Genomic DNA, 12,997 nt, shown 5'->3' with positions numbered 1-12,997 from the left:
CACGACATACAAAAACCGATGACCGAGGCCGCCGCATCGATCCTCATCGTCATCCCCTGCCTTAACGAGGCGGCCCATATCGGCGGCCTGCTCGACCGATTGCGGCCTGCGGCGGCAAGGCTTGGCGGCCGCATCGTCGTCGCCGACGGCGGCAGCACCGACGGCACGCAAGGCATCGTCGAAAACATCGTCGCGAAGGATCCCCGCGTCATCCTGCTCGCCAATCCGAAGCGTATCCAGAGCGCCGCCATCAATCTCGCGGTAGCGGCCCTCGGCGACGACGCCGGCTACCTCATCCGCATCGACGCCCATGGCGGCTATCCGGACGATTACTGCGACCGGCTGGTCGAGGAGGCCCTTGCCACCGGCGCCGATTCGGTCGTGGTTTCGATGCTGACCGCCGGCACCGGCGCCGTGCAGAAGGCGGTCGCGGCGGCGCAGAACTCCAAGCTCGGCACCGGCGGCTCGAAGCATCGGCACATGTCCGAGGGCGAATGGGTCGACCACGGTCACCACGCGCTGATGCGCATCGCCGCCTTCAAGGATGCCGGCGGCTATGACGAGAGTTTCAGCCACAACGAGGATGCCGAGCTCGACTACCGTCTGCGCCGCGCCGGCTATCGCATCTGGATGAGCGGCAGGACGCAGATGGTCTACTACCCGCGCTCGACGCTGAAGAGTCTCTATTTCCAGTATCTCGGCTATGGCCGCGGCCGCGCCCGGAACGTTCTGAAGCATCGGATGGTGCCGAAGCTGAGGCAGATGATCCCGCTTTTGGTCGCGCCCGTGGTGCTGTTGGCCCTGTTCTCCTTCGTCCACTGGCTGGCTGCCGTGCCTTTCCTGCTGTGGGCTGCCGTGTGCCTCGGCTACGGCCTCGTGACGGCGATACGCCAGCGCAATGCGAGCATCGCGCTGGCCGGCGTCTCGGCGATGGTCATGCATTTCGGTTGGTCCGTCGGTTTCTGGCAGCAGCTTTTGACGCCTCGTTCGCAGCGCAAGGTGGCGTGATGGCCGGCCGCTCGATCGACATCTGCATCTGCACCTTCCGCCGGCCGGAGCTGGCCGACACGCTGCGCTCCGTCGCGGCGCTGGAGAAGCCTGCGGGAGCAGAGATTGGCATCGTCATAGCCGACAATGACGACGAGCCCAGCGCGCAGAAGCTGGTCAAGGCACTGGCCGGGGAGCTGAAATTGCCGGTCCGCTATCGCCATTCGCCGGCGCGCAACATCTCGATCGCCCGCAACGCCTGCCTCGACGCCAGCGTTTCAGACTTCGTCGCCTTCGTCGACGACGACGAGACGGCGTCGCCCGGCTGGCTGGTCGAGTTGATGGCGACGGCCGATGCCACGGGCGCAGCGGCGGTGCTCGGACCGGTGCGGGCGCATTACCGCCAGGACGCGCCGGACTGGATGCAAAAGGGCGATTTCCACTCGACCTTGCCGGTCTGGGTGCGTGGCGAAATCCGCACCGGCTACACCTGCAACGTCCTGCTCAGAATGACCGATGCGAGTCTGCGCGGCCGGCGCTTCAGCCTGGCGCGCGGCCAGACCGGCGGCGAGGATACCGAGTTCTTCGACGCCATGGTCAAGGCCGGCGGCCGCATCGCCTTCGCGCCGCAAGCCTTCGTCGACGAGGTCGTGCCGCGCGCCAGGGCGGCGTTCGACTGGTTGCGCCGCCGCCGCTTCCGCTTCGGCCAGACACATGGCCACCTGATCGGGCGGGGCGCCGGCGGCCTGCGCCGCGCCGGCCAGGTTGGCCTCGCTTCGGTCAAGGCCGCCTATTGCTTCGGCATGGCCATTTTGACCGCAATCAGCCCGGTGCGACGGAACCGCAGCGTGCTTCGCGGCATTATGCACGTTGGCGTCATCAGCGGTTTGGTCGGCGTCCGCGAAATCCGCCAGTACGGCCTCACTTCGCCAGAACAAGGGAACAAGCGTGCAGCCTGACGTCAGCTTCGTAATCGCCGCCTATAACGCAGAGGCGACCCTCGACCGCGCCATCGCCGGCGCGATCGCGCAGCTTGGCGTGACCGTCGAGGTCATCGTCGTTGACGACCAGTCGCGCGACGGCACGCTGGATGTGGCGCGCGCTTATCCGCAAGATATCGTCAAGGTGGTGGCCCTGCCCGCCAACCGCGGCCCGGGCGGCGCCCGAAATGCCGGCCTCGACCTTGCCCGGGGTCGCTGGGTGGCGGTGCTCGATTCCGATGATGCGGTCCTTCCCGACCGCCTGGCCATGATGATCTCGCGCGCCGAAGCGGCGGATGCGCAAATTGCGGTCGACAACGTGCAGGTCGTGCGCGAGGACGACACGCCCGACGACACGATGTTCCCGGTCGGCTATCTCGAAAGCTTGCGCGAGATCTCGCTGGCCGACTACATCGCCGGTAATCTGGTCTTCGAATCGCGCTTCAATCTCGGCTATCTCAAGCCGATCTTCCAGCGCCGCTTCCTCGACGACAACAGGCTGCGCTACGACGAAAAGCTGCGCATCGGCGAGGACTACATTCTGCTGGCAAGCGCGCTGGCCAGCGGCGGCCGTTGCGTGGTCGAGCCGACCGTCGGCTATGTCTATCACATCCGCACCGGCTCGATCTCGCGGGTGCTCGAATTGCATCACGTCGAGGCGATGACGCGCGCCGACGCCGCCTTCGCGGCGGCATATCCGATGGACAGCAGCGCCCAGGCGGCCTTCGCCAGGCGCGGCCGCAGCCTGCGCAAGGCGGCGTCGTTCCTGTCTCTGGTTCAGCACATCAAGGCGCGCGCGCCGCTCAAGGCGATAGGCGCGGCGCTCAGGGATCCGGCCGCGGTCGTGCATATGAGTATGCCTATCGCGGTCCGGCTCAGAAGGGTTGCGGCACAGGTTTGCCGTCGGGGCGGGGAGACGAAGCAGCGGGCATTGTCTAGAGCATGATCCCGAAAAGTGCGAAGCGGTTTTCGGAAAAGATCATGCTCCAACAATGAATTAGCCAGCGGTAAGTAGAAATCTTTTCTGTCAGAAGGAATAGCATATGCAGAAAGTCAGGAAGGCAGTCATCCCGGTGGCGGGGCTCGGAACGCGGTTCCTGCCGGCAACCAAGTCGATGCCCAAGGAAATGCTGCCCGTCGTCGACAAGCCCGTCGTGCAATATGCCGTCGACGAGGCGTTCGAGGCCGGGATTGAGCACATCGTCTTCGTCACCGGCCGCAACAAGGCGGTCATCGAGGACTATTTCGACCTGCATCCTGAACTGATCGGCACGCTGGAGCAGACCGGCAAGAAGGCGCAGCTGCAGTCGCTGGAGAGCCTGCTGCCGGAGGCCGGCGCCACCAGCTTCATCCGCCAGCAGTCGCCGCAGGGCCTCGGCCACGCCGTATGGTGCGCCCGCGATGTGATCGGCAACGAGCCCTTCGCGCTGCTGCTTCCCGACATGGTTTCTTTCGGCGCGCGCGGCTGCCTCGCCGAGACGGTCGACCTTTATCAGCGGACCGGCGGCAATGTGATCGCCGTCGAGCGCTGCGACCCGTCCGAAACCAGCAAATACGGCATTGTCGGCCGCGGCGACGAGGTCGGCTCCGGCTTCAAGGTCACGGCGATGGTCGAAAAGCCCGCGCCAGCCAATGCGCCGTCGAATTTCTACATCAACGGCCGCTACGTGCTGCAGCCGGAAATATTTGCCCTGCTCGGCAACCAGCAGCGCGGCGCCGGCAACGAAATCCAGCTCACCGACGCCATGGTGCGCCTGGCTCAGAGCCAGTCCTTCTACGCCCAGCCTTTCGATGGCCGCATGTTCGACTGCGGTTCCAAGGAAGGCTTCATCGAGGCCACCATCGCCTTTGCTCTGGCGCGCGACGACATGAAAGGACCTGTCTTCGAGATGCTGCAGCAATTTGTCCGGTCGCATGAGCGCCGGGAAGTAGCCGCATAATGCCCATCTTTTGGGTGCATATGCGAACTTGCGATGGCGCGACAGCCACACCAGCGCCCGGGCCTTCAGGCCCGGCGCATCCTGGCAACGACGTTGCGCGGTCTTTTCTGGTCACGACGCCGATCTACCAAGGCCGATAGCGCCTGCAACCTGGAATTGGACCGAAGATGAATTATGCCAACTTCCCTCTCGACAAGAGGATGCCGTTGCCCGGCTCCGATCAGGAAAAGGGTGAAGACTTCATCGATGTCGAACGTCTGCTTGGCATGGCCGCCCGGCAGGCCAAGGTGGTGGCGGTCTGCGCCATCATCGGCCTGTTCCTGGGCCTGATCTATCTGCAGACGACACCCAAGCAATATATGTCCATGGCAAGCGTCTTGATCGACGAGGGCATGAACAAGGTCATGGACGACATCTCGGCTGCCAGCGTTACGCAGCAGACCGACGCGACGATCCTCAGCCAGATCGAGATTCTCAACTCGGCTCGGCTGGCGTCGGAGGTGGTCGACAAGTTGAAGCTCGACCAAAATCAAGATTTCATGAACCCGCCGCAATCGGCTTTGGCCAAGGGCATCGGGTTCCTGCGCGGCATCGTCAGCTATTTCCGCGGCAATGCGGCCGATCAACTCCCCGGCATCCAGAATGTCGATGCCGCGACGCGCGAAGCCATGATCAAGACCGCGACCCACGATTACGCGGTTCTTATGCTGCAGACTGGGCTGATGGCGGATCGCGTCAGCCGCAGCAATGTCATCAGCATCGGCTACCAGGCGACAGACCCGGCACTCGCCACGGCCATCACGAAAGCCTATGCGGATGCTTATCTCGCCGACCAGCTCAACGCCAGCTTCGACGCCACCGAGCGCGCGGCCCTGTGGCTGCAGGGGCGGCTGACCGAGTTGCGCGAAAGCTCGCAGGCCGCTTCGCTGGCGGTCGAGAAGTTCAGGGCCGAGCATGGCCTTTCAGCCAACAGCGACGGCCAGTTGCTGAGCGACAAGCAACTCGCCGACCTCAACGCCCAGCTTATCGTCGCGCAGGCCGATTCCGCGCGTGCCAGCGCCCGCTATCAGCAATACAAGGCGATCGTCGACAGCGGTTCCGAAAGCGCCTTCAAGGATTCGGCCATCGGCGCGGACCAGCCCAGCAGCTCGGTCATCATCGCGCTCAAGACCCGTTATCTGGCCATTGCCAAGCGCCTGCAGGATATTGAGACGAATTTCGGCAAGGATCACCCGCAGGCAGTCGCGCTGGCCAAGGAAAAGGCCGATGTGTCGACGCAGATCTTCGGGCAGCTGAAGCAGCTCACCGAAAGCTACCGCAACGACTTCGAAGTGGCGCAGGCGCGCGAGACGTCGCTCCGCGACAAGATATCCACCGCCGCCGGCAAAAGTTCGATCGACAACCAGTCGCAGGTGAAGCTGAAGGAGCTCGACCAGCAGGCGCAGGCGCTCACCACGCTCTACCAGACCTTCCTCGGCCGCTACGAGGAAGCCTCGCAGCAGCAGTCCTTCCCGGTCGGCAAGGTCCGCATCATTTCCGACGCGGCAATGCCGCTCGCGGCCTCCAGCCCCCGCACCTTGCGCGTGCTGGCGCTGTCGCTTGTGCTTGGCCTGATGCTCGGCGCCGGCTTTGGCGGCCTCAACGAGTTCAACGAGCGTTTCTTCAGGACGGGCGAGGATATTCGTGACCGCGTCGGCCTGAAGTTCCTCGGTTATCTGCCGACGATCGGCGGCGGCAAGGCCAGGGATAGCAAGCCCGACGACCTGCCGACCGACGGCAAGGTGGCCAGCCTTTCCGCGGCCGAGAAACGGGCGCGCATGCGTGTCAGCATCGACGCTCCGGCCTCGATGTTCGCCGAGACGCTGCGCAACGCCAAGATCGCCTTCGACGTGGTGATGGAAGACCGCGGCAGCCGGGTTATCGGCGTCATCTCGGTGCTGCCCGGCGAAGGCAAGTCGACGGTGGCCGCCAACCTTGCCGGCCTGCTCGCAGCCAACGGCGCCAAGACGCTTCTCATCGACGGCGACCTGCGCAATCCCGGCCTCAGCCGCAGCCTCGGCATGGAGGCCGAGCAGGGCCTGATGGAAGCGGTGGTCAACGGCCAGACCTGGCAGTCGGTCGGCAAGGTCGACCGCCAGACCAAGCTTGCGATCATTCCCGCCGTGCTGCGCGGCCAGTTCTCGCATACCAGCGAGCTTCTGGGTTCGGCCGGCATGCGGCGCTTCATCGAGAACGCCAAGGAGACGTTCGAATACATCGTCGTCGACCTGCCGCCGCTCGGCCCCGTTGTCGACGCCAAGGCTTTCGCGCCGCTGGTCGACGGCTTCGTTCTGGTTACCGAATGGGGCCGCACGCCGCGTGCCATGGTGCGCTCGATGCTGGAATCGGAGCCCTATATCGCCAACAAGATCACCGGCGCGGTGCTCAACAAGGTCGACTTGAAGAAACTGGCCAAATACGGCTCGCTCGGCGGCTCGGAAAAGTTCTTCGACCGCTACTCGAGCTATTATCTGGACAAGTCGGAGTCGCGCTCCAAACAAGCTGCTTGACGCGGCGCCCGCTAGAGCGGTTCACCGTTTCACCGAAACGGCGAACCACTCTATCTCTTTGTTTTGACGCAATTCCGGACAGAAGGTTACGGCGAAGACGCCGAACTTAACCGCTCTCACTTTCCCTGGAATTGCCCTAACTTCGTGAGGACAGCAGCCGGCCGTATTTGCCGACGATCCTGAGTGCGGTCAGCCGTCCCGTTTGAAAGGCACCGGTATCGATGTCGAGCCGGCGTCCGTCGAGGGTGGGAACGTCCACGATCGTGTGGCCGTGCACCACCCACCGGTCGAGACGGTGCGCTGCCTGGAAGAATTCCTCGCGGATGTTGGTGAGGTCGCCCTCGTCCTGCGCCTCGAGCGCGACGCCGGGCCGGATGCCGGCATGCACGAAGACGAATTGCTCGGAGCACACCATCGCCGGCAGCGTGCGCAGGAAGTCGACATGGCTGGCGGGAATAGCCTCGCGGATGCGCGCATCCGTCTGCTCGCTCGAGCCATAGAGGCTTGCCAGCCGGTCCGGGTCGACGCCGTAGGAGAACAAGGTCTCGCGCCCGCCATAGCCGAGCCAGGGCTCGCGCGAGAGATAGCCGTCCAGATAGCTGAGCAGCGCCACCTCATGGTTTCCCACGAGGCAGACGCGCAGGAAGCCTTTCGGCGGCGGCCCCATCAAATGTTCGATCACGCGCCGTGAGTGCGGCCCGCGGTCGATATAGTCGCCCAGCATGATGATGATCTTGCGGCCGCGGAATTGCTGCGCGTCGAGCTGGATTTTCTGTTCCAGCGCGCGCAACTCGTCATGGCAGCCATGCACGTCGCCGATCGCATAGACGACCGTGTCGCGCATATCCATGACAAGGCGCTCGCGCGGCGCGGGTCGAGGACGTCTCGATCGTTGGAACAGGTTCACGGATTGAGGCTCGGATACTTGCACTGATTTGCACCTCGATATCATGCCGGATGCAAACAATTCCACACCGGCGTTCCAAACAACGAGATGAGCGGTTCGCCGTTTCCGCGAAACGGCGAACCGCTCTAAGCAGCCTTCAACCGATTAAGGAATGGCGTGTGACGGAGTAGCAGCCGGATGCGTGGCTCGGCCACCACCAGCCAGTTCGCCGCAACGGCGGCGGTAGCCGGGAATCGCTGGATGTCGACACCACCGGATGTCGTCTTGTGCTGAGCCATGCCGTGCCTTCGCAATGGCCGCCCAGCAGAGTTTAGGAGCTATTGCTGCATTGCACAACAGACGATTGCGCTGCGGCAGGAATTCGTTTCGTGGCGCACGACCGCCGCAGCCTATATTCCGATGCCGCGGCCCTTCAGCGCGGTCGCGATCTCGTCGAGGATCACCGGGTCGTCGATGGTCGCCGGCATCGTCCATTCCTCCTTGTCGGCGATCTTCTGCATCGTGCCGCGCAGGATCTTGCCGGAGCGGGTCTTGGGCAGCCGCTTGATCGTCACCACGGTCTTGAAGGCGGCAACCGGGCCGATCCGCTCGCGCACCAGCCCCACCACCTCGCTCTCGATCGCGCCGGTATCGCGCGACACGCCGGCGTTGAGCACGACGAAGCCGAGCGGTACCTGGCCTTTCATGGCGTCGGCAATGCCGATGACGGCGCATTCGGCGACATCGGGGTGGGCCGCCAGCACCTCCTCCATGGCCCCGGTCGAGAGCCGGTGGCCGGCGACGTTGATGATGTCGTCGGTGCGGGCCATGACATAGAGATAGCCGTCCTCGTCCATCATGCCGGCGTCGGCCGTCTTGTAGTAGCCGGGGAATTCTTCGAGGTAAGCCTGGCGGAAACGGGCATCGGCATTCCACAGCGTCGGCAGGCAACCGGCGGGCAGCGGCAGCTTGACCACGACATTGCCCAGCGTGCCGCGCGCCACCTCGTGGCCCGCATCGTCGAGGATGCGAATGTCGTAGCCCGGCATCGGCACCCCGGGCGAGCCGTATTTCACCGGCAACAGCCCGATACCCGCCGGATTGATCGTCATCGGCGAGCCGGTCTCGGTCTGCCACCAATGGTCGATGACGGGACGGTCGAGCTTCTGCTCCGCCCATTTAATGGTTTCAGGGTCGGCGCGTTCGCCGGCCAGGAACAGGGTACGGAACTTCGACAGGTCGTATTTCGGCACGAATTCGCCCTTGGGATCCTGCCCCTTGATGGCGCGGAACGCGGTCGGCGCGGTGAACAGCGCCACCACGCCATGCTGCGAGATCACCCGCCAGTAGGTGCCGGCGTCCGGCGTGCCGATCGGCTTGCCTTCGAACAGCACGCTGGTGCAGCCATGCAGCAGCGGCCCGTAGACGATGTAGGAATGGCCGACCACCCAGCCGACATCGGAAGCCGCCCAGAACACTTCGCCCGGCTTGACGCCGAACTCGTTGTCCATCGTCCATTTCAGCGCGACCATGTGGCCGCCATTGTCGCGCACGATGCCCTTCGGCTGTCCGGTCGTGCCGGAGGTGTAGATGATGTAGAGCGGGTCTGTGGCCAACACCGGCACGCAGTCGACATTGGCGCCGGCGGCGCGCTCGCGAGCGACTGCATCGGCATAGTCGAAATCGTAATTGTCCTTCATCTCGCAGCGCAGCTGTTCGCGCTGCAGGATGAGGCAGGCGTCGGGCTTGTGCTTCGACATCTCGATCGCCTTGTCGAGCAACGGCTTGTAGGCGACGACGCGGCCTGGCTCCAGGCCGCAGGAAGCGGTGATGATCAGCTTCGGCTTGGCGTCGTCGATGCGGGTGGCGAGCTCGTGCGAGGCGAAGCCGCCGAACACCACCGAATGCACGGCGCCTAGCCTCGCGCAGGCGAGCATGGCGATCGCTGCTTCCGCCACCATCGGCATGTAGATGATGACGCGGTCACCCTTGCCGATGCCGCGATGCCTCAGCACCGAGGCCAGCGCGACGACCTCGCGCTTCAGTTCGGCATAGGTGAATTTCCGGATCGTGCCGGTGATCGCGCTGTCATGGATCAGCGCCAGCTGGTCGGCGCGGCCGCCCGCCACATGGCGGTCGAGGGCATTGTAGCAGGTGTTGCAGGAGGCGCCGACGAACCAGCGGCCATAGACGCCTTGCGTCGGATCGAAGACCTTCTCGGCTGGTATATACCAGTCGATCGCCTTCGCCGCCTCGGCCCAGAACCCTATGGGGTCGCGTTTCCAGCCCTCATAGACTTCATGGTAGCGTGAGGCCATCGACATTCCTCCCAGGACATTCTGCCGCCTGGCAATAGCCTAGAGCAATTCCAGGAAAAGTGTGAAACGGTTTTCCGTCCGGAATTGCGTCAAAACAAAGGGATAGAGCGGTTCGCCGTTTCCGTGAAACGCTCCAATGCATGTCGCCCAAAAGTGCGCAGCGGTTCTGGGACAACGACATGCATCAAAACAAAAAACTTAAAGTGCGTCGCCTGAATTCAGCGCGACGCGCTTTAGTCGCCGGCAGACGTCTCCGTTCGGCGCCTCAAGCAGAGGCGTCGCTGTCGCTGTCCGCGATATAAGCCGGCTTAAAGCGGCAATGCCGCCAGCATCAGCCCGACGCCGCCGGCTATCAGGATAGCCGCCGCAAGCGCCTTCCGGTGGCGCTCGAACGCCGTCGGAGCCCGTTCCCAATTGTAACGCATACAAATTCACTCCCCAAAGCGCGGCGGAGTCATAGCTTACTCAGGGGAAGGAAGGCAACCCTGGGGAATCGGGCGCCTTGACGGTGGGCGAGACGGCCGCCGTAACTGAGCACCACAGCGCGAGACAATGGACAGCGTAGGATTGGCGCGGTAGTTGCTCTGTGGCTGATGGAGCGGGCGCATGGCTGAGATTGGTTCTGAAACGGTTCTGCGGATGGCGGACGATGCGTCCGTGCAGCATGTCGGCGATGGCGCCGTCGTGCTCCTGGCTCGCAGCGGCCAGCTTTACACCTGCAACGACACGACCGAGGCTTTTCTCGGCAAGGTCGATGGCGCGCGCAACCTTGACCAGATCGTCGACCTGTTGTCGGACGAATTCGAGGTCGACAAGGCAACGCTCGACGAGGATATGGCCGCATTGGCCGCCGAATTGGTGGCCGAAGGCATCCTCGCCGACCCGGGCGTGTGATGGCCGACGGACCGTTCCTGCGCATCCTGTTCCGCGCGCACTTGTGGCTCAGCGCCCGGCTGATGCCGGTGCTGGTCGGCCGGCGCGATTTCGAAAGCGTATTGAAACTGGCGCCGCTGCAGTCGCCGGCACCCTATCGTGACCTGCCATGGACCTACATCGTCCATCGAGTCAACCGAACCGTCCGGCGTCCCTGGTTGATGCGCGACCGCAGATGTCTTCGCGAGGGTCTCCTCGGCTTCCGCTTTCTGCGCATGGCCGGTCTCGATCCGGAGCTGCGTTTCGGCGTCGATGCAAGGTCGATGCACGAGCCTCGCCTGTCGGCGCATTGCTGGGTCTGCCTCGACGGCAAGTCGGTGGTCAGCGACAGCCAGCCCGGCATGGTGGAGGTTTATCGCCACCCGTCCAGTGTAAAGGCGCGCGCCGCTTGAGCGACCAGACCTTCTGCTACGACCTCAAAGGCCAGGTCATCGGCATCACCGCCGCGCGCGCCGACCTCTGGCCGAGCTTCGACCTGATGCTCGGCACGCTGCGCATGAGCGAGCCCGTCCAGCCCGGCTTTCGCGTCAATATCGTCGAGACGCCGGAATTGCCGGAGAACCCGGAAGGAAAACTCGCCTTCGACGGCGACGTGCCGCTGGATGGCCATTGCCGGATGATCGACGCCGGCCAAGTCTTCCATCTCGTCTTTCCCGGTCAGCAGACGGTGTCGATCCACGACGACGAGAATTGGGCCGAAATCCGCGTTCATCCGGACAGCAAGATCAAGTGGACGCTGCTGATGATGGTGCTCGATGCCGCGCTTGATGCCGGCGCGCAGCACATGCTCCATACCGCCGGCCTGACACTGCCGGGCAGCGAGGCGCTCGTGCTGATCCATGCGCCGAGCGGTACCGGCAAGTCGACGACGTCGCTGGCGCTCGCCTCGCAGGGCTTCGGCCTCTGCTCGGACGACGTTATGATCCTCAGGGCGACGCAGGATGGCGTCACGGCCTGGGGCTTGCCGCGTAAAGTGAAGATCCACCGCCACACCGCAAAGATGTTGCCTTTCGTGTCGCCCTGCCTTGGCGAGACATGGGACAATGAGGGCGAGCAGGCCGTCGCGCTGGATCGCCTTGGCGAGATCATCCGTGTCGAGGACGTTCGCACCAGGCCGATCGCCGCGCTTCTGCATCTTGCCCGCTCGGCCGATGGCGAGACCCGGCTCGTGCCGATGGCGAGAACGGATGCCATGGTGGCTTTAGCCACCGACAATGTGCGGACCGGCATGACCGGCCTGTCGCCGCTGCAGAAAAGGCGAATGACGACGATCGCGGCATTGGTCAAGACGGTACCGACCTTTACGCTGGAAGTCGGGGCGAGGCCGGTCGAAGCGGCGGCGCTGATCCGCGCCGCGGTGCTTCAGGCCGGATAGGGCCGCGCCCGCGCAAGCCTCTGCACCCAGCGGAAGGCATCGCGGCTGAGGCGTGAGCGCAGCTTTTCGCGGGAATTGACCCGCAGCAGCATGTTGCCGGTGATCAGCCATTTGGCCAGCCGTATCGAGAGGTCCGGCTTGATGCGGTTGGCAAGCTCGATCGCCCGCGGCGCGCCGAACAGGCGTCCCGTCACATTGAGGACCGTCGCCAGCTCGAGCTCGATGCCGGTCATGCGGGCGGCCTCGAGCAGTCGCGCTTCCTCCTCCGGCGATTTCAGCGTCCGCACGCCTTGCAGAACGTCGACGCAAAGCTGCAGCCGGTGGAACTTGTGGCCGCCGGCCGCATGAACGATGCCGATGGTCAGCAGCGCCGCCGGCGTGTCGGTTTCGCCGCCGTCGATCGCCTGCAGTTCGCGAAAGCCGAGCGACAGTCGTCTGCGCATGCCGGTGTCGTGCACCAGATTGCCATGCAACTCGATCATCAGACTGGAGTTCTCCTTCTCCAGCCATTTGAATTCCTGCAGCTCCTGCGACTCGGCCTCGCCGCTGCCAAGCTCGAAGCCGCATTCGGCAATGGTCTTGTTGGCCTCGTCGATGCTGGCTGGGTCGACCAGGATGTCGATATCGGTGAACGGCCGGTCGGCAACCTGGCGATAGAGCTTGCGCGCGAACACCGGCCCCTTGACGATCCGGGCCGGAACGCCTTTCGCCGCCAGCGCCTTCATGATGCGGTCGCCATGATATTGCAGCAGCATCGATTGCCCGGTCGCCGTCGTCGCCTGGTCGCGCAACTCGGCAAGCTTGTGCAGCAAGCTTGCGTCTTTCGGCAGATTGGCCTCGCCCCGCTCCCTGAGCTTGCGCAGCACGATCGGCAACACGCCGTGGAACTCGGCATTGGCCAGCAGCGCCATCAGGCCGGCCGCTGAAACATCCTTGCCCCAATCGGCGGGCGCCTCGGGGTCGGCAAGGTTGATCAGCAGTTTTTCCTGGGTGGGCGAAAGCTGGGGCAACATCGGTTCGGCAAACTGC

General features: G+C 64.2%; 10 protein-coding genes and 1 pseudogene. 8 read left to right on the top strand and 3 right to left on the bottom strand.

Going from position 1 to position 12,997, the window contains the following annotated elements:
- Nucleotides 1–18 precede the first annotated feature (18 nt).
- The 5 genes and pseudogenes from YU3_RS0110005 (at nt 19) to YU3_RS0109985 (ending at nt 6,456) form a co-directional block, all read left to right on the top strand.
- Complete coding sequence (locus YU3_RS0110005) at nt 19–1,008, top strand: glycosyltransferase family 2 protein (protein WP_027166105.1); 990 nt, start codon at nt 19–21, stop codon at nt 1,006–1,008.
- Complete coding sequence (locus YU3_RS0110000; RefSeq protein WP_027166104.1) at nt 1,008–1,946, top strand: glycosyltransferase; 939 nt, start codon at nt 1,008–1,010, stop codon at nt 1,944–1,946. Before YU3_RS0110005 ends, YU3_RS0110000 begins: the two co-directional genes overlap by 1 nt.
- Nucleotides 1,936–2,884: pseudogene (locus YU3_RS36330) on the top strand (glycosyltransferase family 2 protein); the annotation flags it as partial. The gene YU3_RS0110000 and the pseudogene YU3_RS36330, both read left to right, overlap by 11 nt.
- A 126-nt stretch (nt 2,885–3,010) precedes the next feature.
- A complete protein-coding gene (gene galU / locus YU3_RS0109990; protein ID WP_027166103.1) occupies nt 3,011–3,907 on the top strand; it encodes a UTP--glucose-1-phosphate uridylyltransferase GalU in 897 nt (298 codons plus the stop codon).
- Between the two features lie 167 nt (nt 3,908–4,074).
- Nucleotides 4,075–6,456: a polysaccharide biosynthesis tyrosine autokinase gene (locus tag YU3_RS0109985; protein WP_027166102.1), complete on the top strand. Its 2,382-nt coding sequence runs from the start codon at nt 4,075–4,077 to the stop codon at nt 6,454–6,456.
- A 136-nt stretch (nt 6,457–6,592) separates the two neighbouring features.
- Here YU3_RS0109985 and YU3_RS0109980 read toward each other — a convergent pair whose 3' ends face one another.
- On the bottom strand, nt 6,593–7,306 hold the full coding sequence (locus YU3_RS0109980; RefSeq protein ID WP_245273469.1) for a metallophosphoesterase: 714 nt from the start codon (nt 7,304–7,306) through the stop codon (nt 6,593–6,595).
- A 446-nt stretch (nt 7,307–7,752) separates the two neighbouring features.
- The gene (locus tag YU3_RS0109970; protein WP_027166100.1) at nt 7,753–9,660 is read right to left on the bottom strand and encodes a propionyl-CoA synthetase; all 1,908 of its coding nucleotides are present in this window, start codon (nt 9,658–9,660) and stop codon (nt 7,753–7,755) included.
- A 606-nt stretch (nt 9,661–10,266) separates the two neighbouring features.
- On the opposite strand from YU3_RS0109970, the gene YU3_RS0109960 reads away from it, so the two are divergent.
- Genes YU3_RS0109960 through YU3_RS0109950 form a run of 3 tightly spaced genes read left to right on the top strand, consistent with a single transcriptional unit; the run spans nt 10,267 to nt 11,968 of the window.
- Complete coding sequence (locus YU3_RS0109960) at nt 10,267–10,554, top strand: PqqD family protein (RefSeq protein ID WP_027166099.1); 288 nt, start codon at nt 10,267–10,269, stop codon at nt 10,552–10,554.
- Nucleotides 10,554–10,985, top strand: coding sequence for a lasso peptide biosynthesis B2 protein (locus YU3_RS0109955; protein ID WP_027166098.1), 432 nt, complete (start codon nt 10,554–10,556; stop codon nt 10,983–10,985). Before YU3_RS0109960 ends, YU3_RS0109955 begins: the two co-directional genes overlap by 1 nt.
- A complete protein-coding gene (locus YU3_RS0109950) occupies nt 10,982–11,968 on the top strand; it encodes a serine kinase (RefSeq protein ID WP_027166097.1) in 987 nt (328 codons plus the stop codon). The genes YU3_RS0109955 and YU3_RS0109950 overlap by 4 nt, the downstream gene beginning before the upstream one ends.
- Here YU3_RS0109950 and YU3_RS0109945 read toward each other — a convergent pair.
- On the bottom strand, nt 11,956–12,981 hold the full coding sequence (locus YU3_RS0109945) for a nucleotidyltransferase family protein (protein WP_027166096.1): 1,026 nt from the start codon (nt 12,979–12,981) through the stop codon (nt 11,956–11,958). The two genes, YU3_RS0109950 and YU3_RS0109945, sit on opposite strands and share 13 nt — an antisense overlap.
- Between the last annotated feature and the right edge of the window lie 16 nt (nt 12,982–12,997).

The organism is Mesorhizobium sp. WSM3224 (assembly GCF_000427725.1).
GTDB lineage: Bacteria > Pseudomonadota > Alphaproteobacteria > Rhizobiales > Rhizobiaceae > Mesorhizobium.
This window is presented reverse-complemented; position numbering and strand designations above follow the sequence as displayed.